At 62.6% G+C, this 20,614-nt stretch carries 19 protein-coding genes; 6 read left to right on the top strand and 13 right to left on the bottom strand.

Annotation, left to right across the window (positions count from 1 at the left end; translation table 11 throughout):
- Nucleotides 1-15 precede the first annotated feature (15 nt).
- On the top strand, nucleotides 16-1,419 hold the full coding sequence (locus NKJ76_RS18145; RefSeq protein ID WP_352538028.1) for an MATE family efflux transporter: 1,404 nt from the start codon (nucleotides 16-18) through the stop codon (nucleotides 1,417-1,419).
- A gap of 175 nt (nucleotides 1,420-1,594) precedes the next feature.
- On the opposite strand, the gene NKJ76_RS18140 is transcribed toward NKJ76_RS18145, so the two are convergent.
- From NKJ76_RS18140 to NKJ76_RS18120, 5 genes are read right to left on the bottom strand one after another with little or no spacing between them, the layout of a single operon-like run.
- Nucleotides 1,595-2,587 carry a phosphorylase family protein gene (locus tag NKJ76_RS18140; protein WP_352538027.1) on the bottom strand — a complete coding sequence of 331 codons (993 nt, stop codon included), beginning with the start codon at nucleotides 2,585-2,587 and terminating at the stop codon, nucleotides 1,595-1,597.
- On the bottom strand, nucleotides 2,530-3,321 hold the full coding sequence (locus tag NKJ76_RS18135) for an ABC transporter permease (protein ID WP_023703703.1): 792 nt from the start codon (nucleotides 3,319-3,321) through the stop codon (nucleotides 2,530-2,532). Before NKJ76_RS18135 ends, NKJ76_RS18140 begins: the two co-directional genes overlap by 58 nt.
- Nucleotides 3,314-4,201 carry an ABC transporter permease gene (locus NKJ76_RS18130; protein WP_023703702.1) on the bottom strand — a complete coding sequence of 296 codons (888 nt, stop codon included), beginning with the start codon at nucleotides 4,199-4,201 and terminating at the stop codon, nucleotides 3,314-3,316. Before NKJ76_RS18130 ends, NKJ76_RS18135 begins: the two co-directional genes overlap by 8 nt.
- Entirely contained in the window at nucleotides 4,198-5,235 is a 1,038-nt protein-coding gene (locus NKJ76_RS18125; protein WP_352538059.1) for an ABC transporter ATP-binding protein, read from the bottom strand. Before NKJ76_RS18125 ends, NKJ76_RS18130 begins: the two co-directional genes overlap by 4 nt.
- 27 nt (nucleotides 5,236-5,262) lie before the next feature.
- Entirely contained in the window at nucleotides 5,263-6,303 is a 1,041-nt protein-coding gene (locus tag NKJ76_RS18120; protein ID WP_352538026.1) for an ABC transporter substrate-binding protein, read from the bottom strand.
- Between the two features lie 195 nt (nucleotides 6,304-6,498).
- On the opposite strand from NKJ76_RS18120, the gene NKJ76_RS18115 reads away from it, so the two are divergent.
- Complete coding sequence (locus tag NKJ76_RS18115; RefSeq protein WP_023815995.1) at nucleotides 6,499-7,497, top strand: LacI family DNA-binding transcriptional regulator; 999 nt, start codon at nucleotides 6,499-6,501, stop codon at nucleotides 7,495-7,497.
- A gap of 183 nt (nucleotides 7,498-7,680) precedes the next feature.
- On the opposite strand, the gene NKJ76_RS18110 is transcribed toward NKJ76_RS18115, so the two are convergent.
- From NKJ76_RS18110 to speB, 8 genes are all read right to left on the bottom strand, one after another.
- Nucleotides 7,681-8,484 carry an ABC transporter permease gene (locus tag NKJ76_RS18110; RefSeq protein WP_023671272.1) on the bottom strand — a complete coding sequence of 268 codons (804 nt, stop codon included), beginning with the start codon at nucleotides 8,482-8,484 and terminating at the stop codon, nucleotides 7,681-7,683.
- Nucleotides 8,481-9,335, bottom strand: coding sequence for an ABC transporter permease (locus tag NKJ76_RS18105; RefSeq protein ID WP_352538025.1), 855 nt, complete (start codon nucleotides 9,333-9,335; stop codon nucleotides 8,481-8,483). The genes NKJ76_RS18110 and NKJ76_RS18105 overlap by 4 nt, the downstream gene beginning before the upstream one ends.
- Nucleotides 9,332-10,369 carry an ABC transporter ATP-binding protein gene (locus NKJ76_RS18100; RefSeq protein WP_023671274.1) on the bottom strand — a complete coding sequence of 346 codons (1,038 nt, stop codon included), beginning with the start codon at nucleotides 10,367-10,369 and terminating at the stop codon, nucleotides 9,332-9,334. Before NKJ76_RS18100 ends, NKJ76_RS18105 begins: the two co-directional genes overlap by 4 nt.
- 77 nt (nucleotides 10,370-10,446) lie before the next feature.
- The gene (locus NKJ76_RS18095; protein ID WP_502902315.1) at nucleotides 10,447-11,535 is read right to left on the bottom strand and encodes an ABC transporter substrate-binding protein; all 1,089 of its coding nucleotides are present in this window, start codon (nucleotides 11,533-11,535) and stop codon (nucleotides 10,447-10,449) included.
- Between the two features lie 68 nt (nucleotides 11,536-11,603).
- A complete protein-coding gene (locus NKJ76_RS18090) occupies nucleotides 11,604-12,251 on the bottom strand; it encodes an amino acid ABC transporter permease (protein WP_023711356.1) in 648 nt (215 codons plus the stop codon).
- Nucleotides 12,248-12,904 carry an amino acid ABC transporter permease gene (locus tag NKJ76_RS18085; protein ID WP_352538024.1) on the bottom strand — a complete coding sequence of 219 codons (657 nt, stop codon included), beginning with the start codon at nucleotides 12,902-12,904 and terminating at the stop codon, nucleotides 12,248-12,250. The genes NKJ76_RS18090 and NKJ76_RS18085 overlap by 4 nt, the downstream gene beginning before the upstream one ends.
- Before the next feature lie 6 nt (nucleotides 12,905-12,910).
- Nucleotides 12,911-13,705, bottom strand: a complete 795-nt coding sequence (locus NKJ76_RS18080; RefSeq protein ID WP_352538023.1) for a transporter substrate-binding domain-containing protein — start codon at nucleotides 13,703-13,705, stop codon at nucleotides 12,911-12,913.
- Between the two features lie 83 nt (nucleotides 13,706-13,788).
- Nucleotides 13,789-14,850, bottom strand: coding sequence for an agmatinase (speB, locus tag NKJ76_RS18075; RefSeq protein WP_023729761.1), 1,062 nt, complete (start codon nucleotides 14,848-14,850; stop codon nucleotides 13,789-13,791).
- A 212-nt stretch (nucleotides 14,851-15,062) separates the two neighbouring features.
- On the opposite strand from speB, the gene gcvA reads away from it, so the two are divergent.
- The 4 genes from gcvA to NKJ76_RS18055 all read left to right on the top strand — a co-directional run bounded on the left by gcvA (nucleotide 15,063) and on the right by NKJ76_RS18055 (nucleotide 20,596).
- Nucleotides 15,063-16,031: a transcriptional regulator GcvA gene (gene gcvA / locus NKJ76_RS18070; RefSeq protein WP_023671280.1), complete on the top strand. Its 969-nt coding sequence runs from the start codon at nucleotides 15,063-15,065 to the stop codon at nucleotides 16,029-16,031.
- A gap of 169 nt (nucleotides 16,032-16,200) precedes the next feature.
- The gene (pncB, locus tag NKJ76_RS18065; RefSeq protein WP_023683568.1) at nucleotides 16,201-17,505 is read left to right on the top strand and encodes a nicotinate phosphoribosyltransferase; all 1,305 of its coding nucleotides are present in this window, start codon (nucleotides 16,201-16,203) and stop codon (nucleotides 17,503-17,505) included.
- A gap of 191 nt (nucleotides 17,506-17,696) precedes the next feature.
- Nucleotides 17,697-19,139, top strand: a complete 1,443-nt coding sequence (locus NKJ76_RS18060) for a hypothetical protein (protein ID WP_352538022.1) — start codon at nucleotides 17,697-17,699, stop codon at nucleotides 19,137-19,139.
- A 152-nt stretch (nucleotides 19,140-19,291) separates the two neighbouring features.
- Nucleotides 19,292-20,596, top strand: coding sequence for an ABC transporter substrate-binding protein (locus tag NKJ76_RS18055; RefSeq protein ID WP_352538021.1), 1,305 nt, complete (start codon nucleotides 19,292-19,294; stop codon nucleotides 20,594-20,596).
- The last annotated feature ends 18 nt before the right edge of the window (nucleotides 20,597-20,614 follow it).

The raw sequence follows: 20,614 nt of genomic DNA, 5'->3' as shown, positions 1-20,614 counted from the left end.
GGAAAGAGCAGGACAATGTCTGCGATCGAAGCCGGCGCTCGTGCGCCGGAAAATCTTTGGCGTCAGGAAATCAGGGCGACGCTGGCGCTGGCCTGGCCGATGGTGCTCACCAATCTCGGCCAGACCGCGATGACCGCCACAGACGTCATGATGATGGGGCGTCTAGGCGCGGACACGCTGGCCAGCGGCGCGCTCGGCGCCAACCTCTATTTCATGCCGCTGATCTTCGGCCTCGGCCTGATGCTGGCGACCTCGCCGATGATCGCCACCGAGCTTGGCCGCCGCCGCTATTCGGTGCGCGATTTGCGCCGCACCGTGCGGCAAGGGCTGTGGCTGGCGATCCTGATCTCGATCCCGATCTGGATGGTGCTGTGGCATGGCGAGGCCATTCTGCTGGCCATGGGCCAGGAGCCGGCATTGGCACATCAGGCCGGCATCTATCTGCGCTGGCTGGAATGGGCGGTGCTGCCCTTCTACGGCTATATCGTGCTGCGTTCCTTCATCTCGGCGCTGGAGCGGCCGGGCTGGGCGCTGATCATCGTCTTCGTCGCCGTCGCCTGCAACGCCTTCTTCAACTGGGTGTTCATGTTTGGCAATCTCGGCGTCACCTCAATGGGCATTGCCGGTTCGGGGCTGGCGACCACCCTGTCGAGCACGCTGATGTTCTGCGGCCTGGCAGCCGTGGTGATGCTGGAGAAGAAGTTCCGCCGCTACCGCCTGTTTGGTCGCTTCTGGCGCTCCGACTGGCCGCGTTTCAAGGGTCTGCTGCGGCTCGGCATGCCGATCGCCGGCATCCTCGCCTTCGAGGTGACGATCTTCAATGCAGCAGCCTTGCTGATGGGCCTGATCGATGCGGATTCGCTCGCCGCGCACGCTATCGCAATCCAGATCGCCTCGATCTCCTTCATGGTGCCGCTCGGTCTCAACCAGGCCGTCACCGTGCGCGTCGGGCTGGCCCACGGCGCCGGCGATCCGGCAGGCGTTTCGCGCGCCGGCTGGACCGCCTTCGTCATCGGCGTCTCGTCCATGGCGCTGATGGCGCTGGTGATGGTGCTGTGGCCGCATCTGTTGATCAGCGCCTTCATCGACATGACCGATCCGGCGAACGCCAGAGTGATCGCGCTGGCCGTGTCGTTCCTGGCCTTTGCCGCGCTGTTTCAGATCTTCGACGGCGCGCAGGCCGTTGCCGCCGGCATGCTGCGCGGCCTGCACGACACCAAGCTGCCGATGATCTATGCCGCCATCGGCTATTGGGGCATCGGCCTGCCGCTCGGCGTGCTGCTCGCCTTCCATTTCGGCCTGCACGGCGTCGGCATTTGGATCGGCCTGGCGTCGGGTCTGGCCGTGGTGGCGGTGCTGCTGCTCGCGCGCTGGCTGCGGCGGGACCGCATCGCACCGCCGCTCGTCTTCAGCCATTGAAGACGCACCAAGCGGTCCGCCAACTGCCCGAAGCAGTCACTGCAGAGCAGATGTCTGGTTGTCGCCTTTTGGACCGGAAGCGGCCGAACGCTTCGGGCGTGGGATCTTCAAAAGCGGACTCTCAGTTCGACGCGAGCATCGTTGCGAGTGAACGATCCCAGACTCTCGCTGCTTTTCAGAACCGGGTAGAACGCTCTGCCGGTTGGGGCGACTTCAAGCCGTGGCAAGAGCATTCCGGATTGGCCGGAAGTCGCGCCGCGGTCTCCAGCGCAACCCGCGAGGCTGTCATAGAGAGGCTCGGCAGCACGTGCTCCTGCAGCAATTTCTGGCGCTCGCGGTCCATATAGTCGTTGAAGCCGGCCGTGACGAACGCCAGGGGCACGAAACAGGCGCCGATCTCGCGCGATAAGGTGGCCTCAGGGGCGATCGAGTGGTTGAGCACGTCCGCTCCCATGTTTCGATACGCCAGAGCTTCGGCGGGAGTTGTCAGTCGCGGCCCGTAGCAGTGGGCAGCCACCAGCTGCTGCTCGATGCCATGGACGCGGCATCCGGCTGGCCAATGGCGCCGGGCGGTCTCGGCCAACAATGCCGCACATCTTGGACATACGATCTGCTTGCCCGAGCAGTCGAAGCTCTGGCGGCCAGGCAGAAGTGAAAACGGGGTCTGCGACAGTTCGATGATATCGGCGTTTACGACTATGTCGCCGGGCTGGATCGCCTTGTTGACGGCGCCAACGGTCGAGCAGGCCAGCACTTGCCTTACACCCGCTTTCATCAAGACCCAGAACGCGCGGCGATGACAGGAATGGTCGATATGGTCTCGGGGATTGCCGTGCGAATACATGCACAGGGCACGTTTCGTTTTGCCCTCGACGGTAATAGATGCGTCGAATTCGAGCAGTTTCCAATTGTCGCTGGGACCGAAAGGGGTTTCGAAACTCATGTCTCGTTGCAAGGTGCGGACGCCATCGACTTCGACATCTTCCGGAAAGGCGAGACCCCAATTCGCCGAGCCGGTGATGATCGCCAACCCCACCTGGGGTATGTCCGTTGAATGATCCGCCAGATCGTCGGCTGCATGATGATTGTTGGGCATGTTTCCAATCTCGGTCAGGATTTTTGGCGAAGGGTCACGACGAGGACAACGACCACGACGATGACGGTCCACAAGGTCGAGATCGCCGCAATGGTCGGGTCGATCTGATCGCGCAGCGACAGGAACATGAGCTTCGGCAGCGTGCTGTTTTGACCACTCGCGACGAAGATCGAAATGACGGATTCATCGAGCGAGGTCAGGAAGGCCATCAGCGTGGCCGACAACAGACTTATCCGAAGTTGGGGGACAATTATTCCGCCAATGGCTCTTGCCCAGTTTGCGCCCAGGCTGCGCGCCGCCTGAACCTGGTTCCAGTCAAAGCGGGCCAAGGCGGGCACCAACACAATGCAGGCGACCGGAATGGCCAGCACCACATGTCCGACCAGGACACCGAACAGCGTTCCGACCAGACGTTGGGCCGCCAGAACAAAGAAGAGACCAATCGCGAGCAGGATTCCCGGCACGATAGAAGGGGTTAGCAGAATACCCTGAATGGCAATGGCGGCCTTTCCGCCGAGCCGATTTATCGAAATGCAGGCCAGCAGCCCCAGGGGCACTGCGATCATCGCCGTCAATGTGCCAAGGATCAGGCTCGTCCTGAGTGCGGCCATCCATGCCGCCGAACCGAAGAAAGCCTCGTACCAGCGCAACGAGTATGCGCGCGGCGGGAACTCCAAAAGATTGGACGCCGAAAAAGAGAGCGGCACGACGACGAGCGTCGGCAGCATCAGGAACGCCATAACGAGCGCGCAAAAGCTCCACAGGAGGATGCGGGCCAGCCTGCTATCTGGATAGGCTTCAAGCATGGGCTGTGCCGATGCTGCGTCCGGCAATCAGCCGCCGCGCAGCCAGGAACATCACCCCCACCAACGCCATTAGTACGAGGAGCAGGATGCCCAGGACGCTCGCCGAGCCCCAATCCTGGAAGGTCGATAGCGTGCGCTCGATCCGGGTGGAAAGAGGGTTTACCTTGCCGCCGCCAAGCACCGCGGGCGTGATGAAGAACCCTATGGTGTAAATGAAGACGATGATCGAACCCGAGAAGATGCCGCCGGCCGAAAGCGGCAGAATGACCGTGCGGATCGTTTGCCCGAGAGTGGCGCCCATGCTCGCCGACGCGCGGACGAGGTTTGCATCGATATCGCGCATCGCCGCATAAACGGGCAGCAGGAAGAGCGGCAGCATGTAGTGAACCATGCCGATGAGCGTTCCCGTTAAGTTGTAGACCAGCGGCAAGGGCTCAGCTGTCAGGCCTGAACCGGTCAAAGCCGCGTTGATCAGGCCATCGCGTCGCAACAGAACGAGCCAGCCATAGGTGCGCACCAGAATGGAGGTCCACAACGGCAGCATGACGAAGGCCATCAGCAAATTGGCCACCCTTGGTCTGGTGCTGGCCAGGGCGAGCGCCAAGGGGGTACCGAGTAGAATGCAGATCGCCAGCGTGCCCACGGACAGCTCAAGGGTGGTGACGAGTGCCGACCATGTCAGTCCGCTCGAAAGCACTTTCTCGTAGTTGCCGACGGTGTATTCACCCGCTGTGGTGAGGAAGGATTGCCGGATAATCCAGACGATGGGCAGGATCGCCGCCAGCCCAACGATCAAAAGCGCGGGCACTGAAAGCGACAGGAAGAACCGCCGCTCGCGTCGTGCGTCTGCCGCGAGCGCAGGATCGGCGATGACGGTCACGCTCCTGCTCCCGGTATCGCGTGAACTTTCGCTGCCGGTGCATATGCGGTCACTCGCTGACCGGTCGCAAGCTCGCCGCAGCCGCTGGCCATCGCCGCCGGAACGCAGACAAGAATCTCTTGCCCGCCGTCAAGCGCCAGCGTCAAAAGCCAGTTCTCGCCGCGAAACGCCTTGGCGCGCAGCGTTCCCTCGAGCGCCACCCCGTCTCGCCCGACGAGCTTCGCATCAAGATGGAAGCTTTCGGCGCGGATCATCAGAGCTTCGCTTGATGCATCGGCGCCGTCTATTCTGCGCGCCGCGCCCGGGGCCACAATGTTGGCCTCACCCATGAACTCCGCGACAAAGCGGGTCGATGGACGATCATAAATCCGCTGTGGCGTGTCGATCTGCTGAATACGGCCGGAATTCATCACCGCAATCCGATCTGACATGATCAGTGCTTCGCGCTGGTCATGCGTCACATAGATCGTAGTAATCCCCAGATCATCGTGCAGACGCCGGATCTCATACTGCATGGTTTCGCGCAAATTCTTGTCGAGCGCCGACAGCGGCTCGTCCATCAGCATCACGCGTGGTTCGAAGACGATTGCGCGTGCCAGCGCCACCCGCTGGCGCTGACCGCCGGATAAAGCGGCAATGTTGCGCTCCGCCAAACCTTCGAGCTTCACGCGGGCCAAAGTGTCGAGTGCCCTCTGGCGGGCCTCGGCTTTCGGCGTCTTGCGCAGCACCAGCGGATACTCGACATTTGCGAGAACGTTCATGTGGGGAAACAGGGCGTAGTTCTGGAAGACTATGCCGATGTCGCGCTTGTTGGGGGCCAGGCGGGTAATGTCCCGATTGTCCAACAAAAGTTTACCGGACTCCGGCCGGACAAAACCGGCCAGCGCCATGAGCAGCGTGGTCTTGCCCGATCCCGATGGCCCCAGCAGCGTGAGGAATTCGCCAGCCCGAATGTCGAGCGAGACATCGTCCAGCGCGACGTAAGATCCATAGGTCTTGCGCACGCTGTCGATGGTGATCGGGAGCGACTTCATCATGTGCTTCAGCCTTAGAGCTAAGACTCAGCGGGCCATCATCTCATCGAAGGCTTTTTGGGCAGCCTCGCCATTCCTGACCCACCATTCTGAATTCGAAAACACCGAAGTGCCGGCATTTTCAGGCGCGGTCGCCAGCGTCTTGAGACGGTCCTCGGGGATAAGGCCACCCTCATAGCCAGCAGGATTGACCGGGCCATAGGCTATGAAGTCGGTCAGCTTCGCCACGCGCGCGGGCTGTGTCATCGCTGCGATGAGCTTCATAGCTGCTTCCTTGTTCGGCGCCCCTTTCGGCACCGCAAGACAGTCGGTGCCAATGACGGAACCCTTGAACGTGTAGTCGGCCGCGCCGCCATCTGCTTTTACGGTTTGGGCCCGCCCGTTCCAGGTAACGACCAAATCCGCCTCACCATCTTTCAGCAACTGCGCCGACTGCGCTCCCGAGGTCCACCAAATGGCGACATTTGGCTTGAGTGCTTCGAGCCGCTTGATAGCGCGATCCAGACCCTCTGGCGTGCTGAGAACGGGATAGACGTCCGCCGGTGCTACGCCATCGGAGAGCAGCGCGATCTCGATCGAGTCCTGGGCATTGGCACGCAGCGCACGACGGCCGGGGAATTTGGCAACGTCCCAGAACTCCGCCCATGTCTTCGGCGGGTTTTCGCCATAGGTCTTGGTGTTCCACGACAAGACGGTGCCATAGGAGTCGAATGGATAGCAGTAGTCGGACTTTGCGCCGTCCGGCACGGCCTTTGGGTCGATGATCGTGTAGTCGAGCGGCTCCAGCAGCGACTGTGCGGCGGCCTGCGCGCCCTCCGGTGAGCCCAGGTGAATGACGTCGGTTGTGACCGCGCCCGAGGTAACCTGCATCTTCAGGGCGGCCAAGCCGTCGCTGAGGGTCTCCTCGCGGACAGCATAGCCAAGCTCTTTTGCAGCGGGGGCCCACATGGCTTCCTTCATGGCGTTGCCATAATCGCCGCCCGCGGTCGTGATGGTGACTGATTGGGCATAGACCGGCACGGCGGCCGAGAATGCGAATGCCGTCAATGAAATGCGTAACCAAGACATAGGTTCTCCTCCCTAGAATTTGTTGAGACGCGCTAAAAATGGCCAATTATCGCCAATCGTAACGTTACGATTGCATCCAATTGCAGGAGAGTCAAGCTGCTTTAGCGAGAGCTTGGATTGACCGTGAGGTGGAATTCGGTCACGTAGTGGAAGTCAGCAAATCAGCCGGCGCTTTCGCAAATGAGGTCGGGCGACATGACCAACCTGAAACAGATCGCGGCGGAACTTTCCCTTTCGGTGACCACCGTATCCCGCGCGCTGAAGGATGGGCCGGAGGTTCATCCCGCCACCATCGCTCGCGTCAAGGAAGTGGCGCAGCGGGTCGGCTATGTACCAAATCATCATGGCTTCGCGCTCAAAACTGGCCGCACGCTGACGATGACAGCAATCTACCCGATGGAAACACAAGATCATCTGTCCGATCTGTTGAAGCTTCCGTTAATCGAAGGCATGACGCTGGCGGCGCGGCAAGCGGGTTATAGTCTATCCATCTACTCCACCACGCCCGATGATGACCCCATCGAGAGTGTGCAGCGACAGCTTCAGGCGGGCAGCACAGACGGACTGATTATCACGCGCATGGTCTCGGGTGATCCGCGCGTTAAGCTATTGCTGGATAGAGGCATGCCATTCGTCGCGTTTGGAAGAACTGACCTGGATACAGCATATCCTTATGTCGACATCGACAATGAACAGATTGCCTACGAGGCGACCCGGCGGCTCATGGACAAGGGCTGCCGACGCATTGCGCTGCAACTTCTCGTTCCGGGCGACCAGGCGAGTGCCATGCGTCTTTCCGGGTATGGAAGGGCAATGGCCGAGGCTGGTATTCCGATCGACCAGTCGCTGATCGGTCATGGAATGTTCACCATGGAATCGAGCGCAGCCTGGTTCGATCGCATGCTGGCCTGGTCAGATCCGCCGACGGGCTTGGCTTGCGCCAACGAACTGGGCCTTTTGGGGGCACTACACGCTCTTGGCAGAAGAGGTCTCGCGCCAGGGAGTGACATCCACATTGTCACTCGGGACAGCACGCGGCTGTCACGCTTCTTGCCTGCGAAGATCGGCGTTCATTTCGTGGACATAGCGGGTGTCGGACGCAAACTTGTCGAAGTCCTGGAGAGCCGGATCGTCAATCCCCTCGGGCCGGTGGAGACAGTCTTGTTCAAAGGTGAGTTCGACCCTGGCGAATAGTCGGGCGAAGAAGTCAGTTGTCCGCTTTCGAGGAGCACTTAGGTTCACCCCTGAGTCCGAGATGAGGCGCGAAGCTGCCGCCTGCGCGAGTGCATAGGGTGCACTCAGCACCTTCATGGCATTGGTGGTCTGAGCAGCGATCGAGGGGTGCTGTACTGGTGCTGTTACTTAGAATGATTGCGCTCAGCTCCCGTCCGACGACATCGCGCCGAGCAGCCTGCGTATATCGCCGAACCTGGCGATCGAGCCGAACACCAGTGCCGCCACCGCGACGAAGAACACCGACACCGAAGCCATGGTCGGTGTGTAGCCGTAGCGCAGCGCGTTGAAGATCTTGATGGGCAGCGTCTCGGTGGTGAAGCCGATCGTCATGTAGGCGACGATGTATTCGTTGAGCGACAAGACGAAGGCGAAGGCGTAGCCCGAGACGAGGTAGGGCAGGATCAACGGCAGCACCACGGTTTTCAGCACTGTGCGGTCATCCGCGCCCATGGTCGCCGCGGCCTCGACCAGCGAGCGGTCGATCGAGGCAAAGCCGAGCGACAGCGTCACCAGCGGCAGCGTCACGAAGAAGATGGCGTGGCTGATTATGGCGGTGAAGAACTGGCCGAACAGCCCGACCGTCGCCCAGAAGGAGAGGAAGCCGAGCGCGGTGATGACCGGCGGCAGGATGAAGGGCGCGAGGCCCAGCACCTGAAAAATGTTCGCCCATGGCGCGATGCGCCGCCACAGGAACCAAGCCAGCGGCAGCGCGACCGCCACGGCAATGGCCGCCGAGCAGACGGCCAGCGTCACCGAATGGATCAGCGCCAGCCGCCATTCCGGATCGGTGAAGATCTGGGCGTACCAGGCGAGCGAGAAACCGACCGGCGGGAAGGAGAGCTCCTGGCGCGAATTGACCGACACGCCGGCGACGACGATCAGCGGCGCCGCCAGGAACAGCGCGACGATGGTGAAATAGACACGGCGCAGCAAGGTCGCGGTCATAGGGCGTTCTCCCTTCGTCCGACGAGCAGTGTCAATCCGACCAGCGCCAGCGAGATCAGCACCAGGAACACCGCCATTGCGGCCGCGAACGGCATGTTGGACTGGTAGATCGCCTGGTCGGTGATCAACACCGACAGCGTCCAGTGTTGAGGCCGTCCCAGAATCTGCGGCAGCAGATAGGAGCCGAGGGCGAACACGAAGACCATGATCAGCGTCGCCACGATGGTGTTGCGGAGCGCCGGCGCGACGACGTTGAAGAAGGCGCGGATCGGCGAGGCGCCGAGCGTGCGCGCTGCCTCGAGCAATGTCGGGTCGAGGCGCACGAGGGCGGGGTACAGCACCAGGATCGTATAGGGCAGCGCCTGGTAGACCATGCCGGTCAGCACCGCGCCAAAGGTCGGCAGCAGCGCCACCGGCTTGTCCATCAGCCCGATCGCCACGAACAAATTGGTGATGCCGGCGGTGCGCGAAAACAGCGTCGACCAGGCAAAGCCGATAATGACTTCCGACAGCGACAGCACCGACAGGAGGCCGACCAGCCACAGCGTCTGCACGCGGCGCGGCCGACGGGTCAAAAGGTAGGTGAAGGGAAAGGCGATGGCCACGCAGCAGACGGCGACCAGCACCGCCAGCAGCAGCGAAAAGCCGAGCACGCCGCCGAAGAACACCGACAGGAAGCGGGCGTAATTGTCGAACACGAAATCCGGCGTGTAGAAACCGGACGGGTTGCGCTTGAAGAAGCTCACCGCGATCATCGTCGAGAACGGCACGACGAAGAAGACGATCAGCATCAGCGCCGAAAAGAACAGCGGCGTGTAGTCGGCTATCGACTTCGGCGCTTCGCGTCTCATGCGCCGAGCACCACGCAGCTTGCCGGCGGCAGTGTGACGCCGACCTTGGCGCCGACCGGCACGTCATGCCGCTCGCGCGGCGTCGTCACCGCAATGATGCTGGTGCCGCCGACGTCGACGAAGGTCTCGATGGTGCCGCCGAGATCGCGCACGAAACTCACCTCGCCGGTGATGGCCGAGCCGCCGGGGCTGCCGAGATGCACATCCTCGGGGCGGACCGATACAGACGCTTTAGTCTGACCCGCCGGCATGGCAAGACCTGGAATGGCTGTGCCCAGAATGGTGGTGCGCCCGGTGCTGTCGATCTCGGCCGGCAGCAGATTGGTGATGCCGATGAAGTCCGCGACGAAGGCGTCGGCCGGCTTGCGGTAGATCTCGATTGGCGGCGCCGCCTGCAGGATCCTGCCGTGGCCCATGACGACGACCAGGTCGGCCATGGTCATGGCTTCGCGCTGGTCGTGGGTGACGACGATGGTGGTGATGCCCAACCGCTGCTGCAACTGGCGCAGTTCTACCTGCATGGCCTCGCGCAGTTTGGCGTCGAGCGCCGACAGCGGCTCGTCGAGCAGGAACAGTTTCGGCGACAGCGCCAAGGCCCGCGCAATTGCCACGCGCTGGCGCTGACCGCCCGATAGTTTGGCCACCGGACGGTCGGCAAAGCCGGTCAGATGGATGAGGCCCAGCAACTCGTCGACGCGTTTCTTCTGCTCCTCCTTCGAGGCGCCGCGAATGCGCAGCGCATAGGCGATGTTGTCGCCGACGGAGAGATGCGGAAACAGCGCCAGCGACTGGAACACCATGCCGAGATTGCGCTTGTGCGTCGGCAAAGGCGTGATGTCCTCGCCGTCGAGCACGATGGCGCCGCTGGTCGGCTCCTCCAGTCCGGCAATCATGCGCAGCAGCGTGGTCTTGCCGCAGCCCGACGGGCCGAGCAGACACACGAACGTGCCATGCGGCACGTTGAGCTGGACATTGTCGACGGCGGCGAAGTTGCCGAATTTTTTGGTGACGGCGTTGATGTCTAGTCCGGACATGCTCATCCCTTGGAGGGTTTGCTAAGGGGCCGCCGGACTATGCCGGCGGCCGCTGTGGTTCAGACGGATCGAACGGCTCAGCCGACGATCAGCTCGGTCCACTTCTGGTTGATCCAGTCGGCCTTCGATGTATAGAGGTCGTAGCGCGGGATGATCGGATCGATATCCGACGACACGGCTGCGAACTCTTCCGGCTTGAGGTCGAGCACCTCTTTCTTCAGCGTCGGCGTGGTTCCGACCCTGCGCGACATCAGGCCCTGCATCGACGGCTGGCTCATATAGTCGATGAAGGCATGCGCCTCGTCGACCTTGGTCGAGGCGCGCGACAGCACCCAATTGCCGGAATCCTGGATGCCGCCTTCCTTCGGGAAGGTCGAGCGGACATGGAAGCCGTCGGCGACCGCGAGGCCGGTGACGTCGTGATAATACTGGCCCATCGGGATCTCGCCCGACTTCAGCGCCTGCTCGAACTGCGCCTCGTCGCGATACCACAGCCGGACATTCGGCTTGAGCTCGGCGAGCTTTTCGAATGCCTTGTTCAGTCCGTCCTCGGTGTCGAGCGCATTGGTGCCGCCCATGAAGGTCTTGGCCGTCACTTCGAGCAGGAACGAGTTCGAGGCAAGCGCCAGCAGGCCAAGCTTGTCCTCATTGGCCTTGTCCCACAGCGTCTCCCATGAGGTCGGCGCATCCTTGTAGACGTCGGTGTTGGAGACCAGCGTGATCCACCAGGCGACGGCGCCGATGCCAGCAACACGGCCATCCGGATATTTGTTGACGAAGCGCGGCAAGAGGTCGTTGTAGTGCTTGAACTTCGACGTATCGAGCGGCGTCCATAATTCGGTCGACTGGCCCTTCAGCGTCGAGGTCTGCGACATCATCGAAAGGTCGGCCGGCGCCTGGCCTGCCTTGGACGCCTGTTCGAGCTGCACCAGCCAGGCTTCGCCGGTCGGCTCGGCGACCGATTCCACTGCAATGCCGGTGGCCTTGGTAAAATCTGGGAAGACGTGCTCGTCAAAGGATTTCTTGAAATAGCCGCCATAGACGCCGACCTTCAGCGACTTGTCCTGCGCGCGCAGGATCGACGGCATGGCGAGCACGCCGGCTGTAGCGAGGCCCGCACCAAGCACGCCGCGCCGTGTCAGGGATTTTCCAATCAGTCTGTTCATCTGGTTTCTCCTCAGTTGATGCCGTTCTATTCCGGCAGGTTCCCTTCACGCACTGTCGCCGCCTGGCGTCAGTGGGCCGCCGCTCGTTGTTCGAGCGTACGGGCGTATTGCGTCAGTGGAAAGCACATGACGAAGAAGATCAGCGCCACCAGCCCGTAGACCTTGAACGGTTCGAAGGTGGCGTTGTTGATGGCGTTGGAGGTTCTGACCAGCTCCTCGAAGCCGATGATCGAGGTCAGCGCCGTCGATTTGATCAACTGCACCAGGAAGCCGACGATCGGCGCCCTTGTGATCGAGAACGCCTGCGGTAGGATGATCAGCCTGAGCTCCTGCAGGCGGTGCAGGCCGAGGCTGGCGCCGGCATCCCACTGTCCCAGCGGCAGCGCATCGACGCCGCTGCGCCAGATCTCGGCCAGATAGGCGCTGGCGAAGAAGGTCAGGCCGAGCACCGCTGCCGTCCATGGCTCGATGCGCAGGCCGAGCATCGGCAGACCGAAGAACATCAGGAACAGCTGCATCAACAGCGGCGTTCCCTGGAACAGGGCGATGTAGCCGGAAGCGACCCGCTGGCTCCATTTATTCTCTGCGATCCTGAAGAACAGCACGATCAGCCCGACCAGCGCGCCGCCGACAAAGGCCGCCAGCGACAACAGCACCGTCCAGCGGGCGGCGAGCAGCAGATTGCGAACGATGTCCCAGAGGGTGAATTCGATCATGTGACACCTGCCCCCAATACGCGGCGCCCGCCTGTGACCAGCAGCCGGCGCAAGGCCATGGACAGGACGAGGTAGACCAGGGTCACGACAAAATAGGTTTCGAAGGACCGGAAGGTGCGGGCTTGCAGCATGTCGGCCTCATAGGTCAGCTCGCGCACGGCGATCTGCGACACCACGGCAGATTCCAGCATCATGATGACGATCTGGCTGGTCAGCGCCGGGTAGATCACCTTGAGCGCCTGCGGCAGCACGATCTTGATGAAGACCTGGCGCGGTCTCAAGCCCAGTGAAAGCGCTGCTTCCGTCTGTCCGCCGGGCACGGCATCGAGACCGGCGCCGACGATTTCAATGGTGTAGGCCGCCATGTTGAGCGTCATTGCCAGCATGGCGGCCAGGATCGGGTCGAGCCTTATGCCGAGGCTGGGCAGGCCGAAGAAGATGAAGAACAGCTGCACCAGGAACGGCGTGTTGCGCATCACCTCGACATAGACCGCGATGGCGCGCTTCACGAATACCGGGCCGTTGCGCCGGCCGGCAGCGCCCAGGATGCTGAGCAGCGTGCCCACGAGCGTGGTCACGACGATCAACAGGATCGTCGTGGCCGCGCCGCGCGCGATGTCGCCCACAGCGCCTGGGAGCCAGGCAAAGGCCACGAGAACTCAATCCTTGAGGTTGTCGGGATTGAGCGGCGTCTTCAGCCAGGCCTTCGAGCTCTCATCGAGCTTGCCGTTGGCCAGCATCTTGGCAACCGCGTCGTTGACCGCCGTCTTCAGCCGGTCCTCTTTCTTGTTGAGGCCGATATGCGAAGGCGAGGTCAAGAGCTGGAACTTCTGCTCCGGCTTCAGCGCGTCCTGCTTGGCCAGCACCTGGGCGCCGACATCATTGCCGACCACCATCAGCTGGGTCTGGCCGGAGATGAAGGCCTGGATGACGGAGTTGTAGTTGTCGAAGCGCTTGATGTCGGCCGATGCCGGCGCCGCTTCGGTCAGCGACGTATCCTCCAGCGTGCCTCGATTGACGGCGATCGACTTGTCGGCGAGATCTTCCTTGCCTTTGACCGAAAGCGCTGCCGGACCGATGACGGCGATGTAGTAGGGCGCATAGGCGGCGGCGAAATCGATCACCTCCTCGCGCTCCTTGGAATAGCCGACGCTCATCAGGATATCGACGCGCTTGTCGGTGAGATACGGGATGCGGTTCTGGCCGGTGACGCTGACCAGATTGAGCTTCACCTTGAGTGAATCGGCGATCGCCTGCGCGACGTCGACGTCGTAACCCTTGATGCTCATATCGGCGCTGGCCGAGGAGAAGGGCGGAAAGTCGGAGAAGATGCCGACATTGATGGCGCCGGCCTTGGTGATGTCGTCGACGGCGTCGGCATTGGCCTGGGAGGCGAAGCCGAGGCCGGCGAGCATCAGCGCAGCGGCGATGGTTGATTTCATATGGATTGTCATTGGTATTCCCCTTCTGGAAGCTTGTTTGTTTTGGAAACGGCCGCCGGCTCCAGCGCGGCGGCCGCCTTTGCATGTGAAATCCGTCAGGCCCCCTTGCCGGTGATCGCCGGGCTGAACACCATCAGGCTCAGGATCTCGAACAGGACCTGGGCGCCGACATGGGCGGTGTTGGTGGTCGCGTCATATTGCGGCGCCACCTCGACGACGTCGCCGCCGACAATGTTGAGGCCTTTCAAGCCGCGCAGCAGTTCGAGCACCTCGCGCGTCGTCAGGCCGCCGATCTCCGGCGTGCCGGTGCCTGGCGCGAAGGCCGGATCGACACTGTCGACGTCGAAGGAAATGTAGGTCGGGCCGTCGCCGACGATTTTGCGCGCCCTCTCGATGATGGCGGGGATGCCGAGACCCGTCACCTCTTCGGCATGCACGACCGTCATGCCGGATTCGTAGGTGAACTCCCACAGATATTCGGCCGAGCCGCGGATGCCGATCTGGATGGTGCGGGTGGGGTCGAGGACGCCGTCCAGCACCGCGTTGCGGAACGGGCCGCCATGGTGGAACTTGGTCATGTCGAACAGCCCGCTTGTGTCGCAATGGGCATCGATGTGGATCATGCCGACCGGCGCCTTCTTGCCGACCGCCTTCAGGATCGGATGGCTGATCGAGTGGTCGCCGCCGACCGAAAGCGGCAGCACGCCGGCATCGACGATCTGGTTGGTGCGGCGCTCGATGTCTTCGTGGCTGATCTCCAGCCGGTAACGGCTGCGGAACGGCGTATCGCCGATGTCGGCGACGCGAAGCTCATGCGTCGGCGCGCATTCCAGCACATGATTGTAGGGGCCTATGCGCTCGATGGCGCGCAGCGCCCTGGGTCCAAAGCGCGAGCCGGGCCGGTTGGTGACGCCGAGATCCATCGGCACGCCGATGATCGCCACCTGCAAATCGCCGAAATCGGGATTGTCGGCTGCGATTTCGCGATAGGGCGCGGCGAGGAAGGTGGGGATGCCGGCGTAGGGCGCGAGTCGGGTGCCGCTCTTGGAGAAGATCTTGTCGGCGACCTTGCGGAACTTCGGGTCGAACATCTCGCCGCCATGGCTCTCGCCATACTTGCGGCGCAAGGCTTCCAGCTTGCCTCTGTCATAACCCATGTCGGTCTCCTCCTGCGGGCTGATGCATGCGGCCGTGGCGACATCTGCGAACTGACCATCATCCGGCCGGGTCGCTGTCCCGCTGGCTGCCTGTAGATTTCACGTCATTGATGCTGTTGACCTGCCAAAGTGTCCGGCAGCCGCATTGAAAAATCAATTGATATTGTTACGGTGCTGATTGTGAGAAAATCTCACAGAGTATCCGGTTGCTCATGGCCAAGCGTCTGCCCCCCTTGAATCCCTTGCGCGCCTTCGAGGCGACGGCGCGGCATGCCTCGCTGACCAAGGCGGCGAGTGAGCTCAACGTCACCCACGGCGCAATCAGCCACCAGATCAAGGCGCTCGAGCAATCACTCGGCGTAAAACTGTTCGAACGCACCGGACAGCGGGTAAAGCTCACCCCGCACGGCGCCGAATTGCTGCCGGCGGTCTCGACCGCCTTCGACGGCATCGCCGCCGCCACCCAGCGCATGACCAGGCCAGCCAGCGCCGGTACGCTGTCGGTCTCCTGCGTGCCGGCGCTGCTGCTTCTGTGGATGACGCCGCGGCTCGGCAGCTTCATGGCGCAATATCCTGATATCAGGTTGACGCTGATCCCGTCCAACGACCCCAAGGACATCCGCGCCCCACAGGTCGATGTCTGCGTGCTCTATGGCGACGGCAGCTGGACCGATTGCTGGATGCGCAAATGGTCGGGCCTCGAACTGTTCCCGGTGGTCAGCCCGACGCTGATCAACAACCGGCCGCTCCGCATCTGCCGGGATCTTGCTGGCCATGTCATCCTGCATGGCGATGATGGCCGCGAATGGCACACCTGGCTGGCCGCCGCCGATGGGCTCGACCTCGAACGTGGCCGCCGCCACCATCTCGGCGACGCCCGCACCGCGATCGAAGCCGCGGTGCACGGCCATGGCGTGGCGCTCGGCGATTCCGTCACCGCCAGCATGCTGCTCGCCAGGGGCCTGCTGGTGGCGCCGTTCAGCCTGTCGGTGCCGGCGGTCGACGATTTCTATGTCGTCTGCCGCAACGAGATGCGTTCGGCGCCGATCGTGCAATTGTTCGTCGACTGGCTGTTTGCCGAAAAGGAACAAGCCGACAGCCGCGCCGACGCGCCGGTGGCCGGCCGCATCGGCAGCCGCCGGAAGCGTCCGGCGCTGCGGGTGGTGGGCGCCAAGAGTTGAGGCTGGACCGGAGCGACTGCTTTTTGTCGGGCCAGCCCGGAAAGCGGGAGGCGCTTTCAAAAATTCAATGCTAATAAGCTCTTGCCGGGCAATTCCAGGAAAACTGTGCGGCGGTTTCCCGTCCGGAATTGCGTAAGAAGGACGTGAGCAGCGAGGGCGACGGCAGGACATGGCAAGAACCGATATAGCGCGGCGCGTCTACAACCACACCTGGAAGCTGGACCCGATCGTCCGCAGCCTGCTCGACACCGATTTCTACAAGCTTCTGATGCTGCAGATGATCTGGGGCATGTACCCCAAGGTCGACGCCACCTTTTCACTGATCAACCGCACTACCTCGGTGCGGCTTGCCGACGACATCGACGAAGGCGAATTGCGCGACCAGCTCGACCATGCCCGCACGCTGCGCTTCTCCAAGAAGGAGATGATCTGGCTTGGCGGTAACAATTTCTATGGCCGCAAGCAGATCTTCGAGCCGGAATTCCTCGCCTGGCTGGAAGGTTTTCGGCTGCCCGACTACGAGCTCTCCAAGCGCGACGGTCAGTACGAGCTCTCCTTCAGCGGTCCCTGGATGTACACCACCCTGTGGGAAATCCCGGCGCTGGCGATCATCAATGAGCTTCGTTCCCGCGCCGCCATGCGCGCCTTCGGTCCCTTCGCGCTTGACGTGCTCTATGCACGCGCCAAGGGGAAGATGTGGGCCAAGACCGAACGCTTGAAGGCGCTGCCCGGCATCCGCATCTCCGATTTCGGCACCCGCCGCCGCCATTCCTTCCTGTGGCAGCGCTGGTGCGTCGAGGCGCTCAAGGAAGGCATTGGCGAAGCCTTCACCGGCACCTCGAACGTGCTGCTGGCGATGGACAACGACCTCGAAGCGCTCGGCACCAACGCGCATGAATTGCCGATGGTTTTTGCCGCCCTCGCCAAGTCGGAAAAGGAATTGAAGGAATCACCCTACAAGGTGCTGCAGGACTGGCAGCGCTATTACGGCGGCAACCTGCTGATCGTGCTGCCCGACGCTTTCGGCACCGCATCCTTCCTGCGCGACGCCCCGGACTGGGTCGCCGACTGGACCGGCTTCCGCCCCGACAGCGCGCCGCCGATCGAAGGCGGCGAAAAAATCATCGACTGGTGGCGCGAGAAGGGCAAGGACCCCAGGCAGAAGCTGCTGATCTTCTCCGACGGTCTCGAGGTCGAAACCATCGAGGAGACCTACAGGCACTTCAAGGGCAAGGTGCGCATGTCCTTCGGCTGGGGCACCAACCTCACCAACGATTTCGAAGGCTGCGCGCCGACCGAAACCAACAGCCTGGATGCGATATCGCTGGTCTGCAAGGTGACGGAGGCCAATGGCCGGCCGGCGGTGAAGCTGTCGGACAATCCGGCGAAAGCGACGGGCGACAAGAAGGAGATCGAGCGCTATCTCCGGATTTTTGGGGCGAAGGACCGCGTGGAGCAGCTGGTCAAGGTTTGAGGGTCGGCGGGTGCCTTGCTGGACGAAATGGAAATCGCGATAGCGTGAGTTCCCGACCACCCCCCTCTGTCCTGCCGGACATCTCCCCCGCAAGGGGGGAGATTGGCAGCGTCGAGTACCGCGCCTCTTTCTTTACCCTTGAAAGTTGGCGAAAGCCCCGGCGACATCCAATCTCCCCCCTTGCGGGGGAGATGGCCGGCAGGCCAGAGGGGGGTGTGAAGGATCGCGTCAGGCTGACATATGTCGCCTGCTCCCCCACCCTCACACTCCTCCCCACCCCCGCCTTCGCCCACGCCTCCGACCGCGGCCACGTCCTCCTGCTTCCCACCGGCTACTACATCGCCGGCGGCGCGCTTGCCGTCGCGGTCAGCTTTCTCGTCCTCGCCCTGCTGCCACCCGACGCCCTCGACCGCTTCTGGCGCCGCCGCTTACAACTTTTCACCTTCAGCGACACCGCCCGCACAATCATCAGCCTCATCTCCTTTGCCGGCTTCGCAACGCTCATCGCCGCCGGCCTGTTCGGCAGCCGCGACCCGCTCTCCAATCCGCTGTCGCTAACCATCTGGACGCTGCTCTGGGTCGGCCTTGCCATCGCGCAAGGCCTGCTCGGCGATCTCTGGTCGTGGCTGAATCCATGGTATGGCCCGCGGCGGATCGAAAGCCGCCTGTTCAAGTTTCGTGGCCGTGAGGGACAGGAATCGCGTTTGCCTTCATGGCTCGGCTGCTGGCCGGCCGTTATCCTGTTCTTCGCCTTCGCCTGGTTCGAGCTGATCTACCCGGCGCCCGACGACCCGGCGCGGCTTGCCTATGTCGCCGGCCTCTACTGGTTGCTTACCTTCATCGCCATGCTCGCCTTTGGCTACCGCGATTGGAGCCGGCGCGGCGAATTCCTGACGGTGTTCTTCGCCATGGTGGCGCGCTTCGCCCTTGTTGAGCGCGATGAACACGGGCGGCTCGCTCTCTGCTGGCCGGGCTCACAACTGCTCGGCGCAGCGCCCCTGCCGGCAAGCGGCATCGCTTTCCTGCTGCTCAGCCTGTCATCGGTGTCCTTCGACGGCCTGTCGAAAACCTTCTTCTGGCTCGGCCTGTTCGGCATCAACCCGCTGGAATATCCCGGCCGCACCGCGCTCATCGGCATAAGCAGCTTTGGCCTCGTGCTGACCTTCGTCCTGCTCGCGGCGGCATTCCTGCTGGCCGTCATACTCGGCCAGCGCCTTGCCGGCAGCCGACATTCCCACGGCGAGGCCGCCGGGCTGCTGGTCTGGTCGATCGTACCGATCGCGCTCGCCTATCATGTCGCGCACTATCTGACGGCGCTGCTGGTCGACGGCCAGTATGCGATTGCCGCTTTGTCCGACCCGTTCGCGCTGGGATGGAACCTGTTCGGCGCCGCCGACATGCAGATCGAGGCCGGCATCGTCGCCGGGGCCCACTCCGCCTGGTGGCTGTGGAACCTGCAGGCCGGCATCATCATCGCCGGGCACATGCTGGCGGTGCTCGTTGCCCATGGACTGGCCTGGCGACTGCACCAGGTGCCATCGCGCGCCGCCCTCAGCCAGTTGCCGCTCACCATGCTGATGATTGCCTACACGATCTTCGGCCTGTGGTTGCTTGCCACGCCGACGGCCGGATGAGACAAGCTGATCCACATGCCTTTGCGGAAAGCCCGCTTGCAAGCTCTGTGCTTTGGTGATTTAGTTTGTACACATGCAATTTCTGCCCCTCCTGCAAGGGAGTGGCCTTGCCTCGTTACAGCCAGTCAAAACTCAAAAACAGGGGAACTGCCGTGACTGACAAGAATGGGTTTTTCGATCTCTCCAAATCCACCCTTAGCCGCCGCACCGCGCTGAAAGGTCTCGCCGCCGGCGCCGGGCTGACGCTCGCGCCCGGCTTCGTCCGCTACAGCCAGGCGCAGAGTTCGGCGCCAATCAAGATCGGCTTCCAGTCGCACCGCACCGGCATCGGCGCCGCCTATGGCCGCTGGTATGAAAAGACCAGTGCCGCCGCGGTCAAGGCGATCAACGACGCCGGCGGCATCAATGGCCGACCTGTCGAACTGGTGATCGAGGATGACGGCACCGATCCCGGCCGTGGCGCCGAGGTGGTCGGCAAGTTCGCCACCCAGCACAAGACCGACATCGTCTTCGGCACGCTGTTCTCGCATGTGGTGATCGGCTCGGCGCCGGCCGCCGGCGAAAACAAGATCCCGTATTTCGTCGTCAGCGAAGGCCACCACGTCGCTTCGACCAAGCTCAACCGCTACGTCTTCCAGCCTGGCATCACCGATGTGAAGAGCCAGATCCAGTCGATGGCGCCGTGGATCGCGGCCAATGCCGGCAAGAAGGTGACGCAGATCTTCCCGGATTTCGCCTTCGGCTACGACCATCGCGACTACCTGCCGCCGGCGCTGAAGGCGCAAGGCGCCGAGGTCATCGCCCAGATCGCCATCCCGCCGACAGAGTCGTCTTTCACGAAATACTTCCCGCAGATACCCGCCGAGACCGAAGTCATCTACCACGTGATGGTCGGCCCGGCCGTGCTCACCTTCGTCAAGGAACTCGGCGAGTTCTACGGCTCCAACCGGCCGCAACTGTTCGGCTTCATCGATTCGCTCGAAGCCACCGACATCAACAGCCCCGGCCTCGAATTTTTGCACGGCAGCCATTTCTGGGAAGGTTCGCCGCGCTATGCGCAGGCCAATGACTCGGCCGCCCAGAAAGCCTACCGCGCCGCTGTCGGCATCGACGACAATGGGGCTGCCGTCGGCGACCCCAAGGACGTCTCCACCGCCGCCCACATGTTCGGCTGCTGGGAGACGCTCTATGTCGTCAAGAAGGCGATGGAAGACGCCGGCTACAAGGGCCCGGAAGACCGCGCCAAGCTGGTCGAGGCGACCGAGGCTCTGACCGAATTCGCCGAAGGCCCGGAGCATCCGCAAGGCCCCAAGACCTTCAACGGCAAGATCCACCAGTGTTTTGGCATCCAGAACATCTCCAAGGTCGAAGGCGGCAAGATGAAGGTCGTCCACAAGACCAAGATCGAGGACGGGCTTTACGAGGCCGAAGGGGATTATACGACGCAGGCGCTGTGAGGCGCCTTACCCTCCCCC

Source organism: Mesorhizobium sp. M0029 (genome assembly GCF_040323735.1).
Classification (GTDB): Bacteria; Pseudomonadota; Alphaproteobacteria; order Rhizobiales; family Rhizobiaceae; genus Mesorhizobium.
Note: the sequence above shows the minus strand (reverse complement) of the source record. Positions and strands in the feature narration are given on the sequence as shown.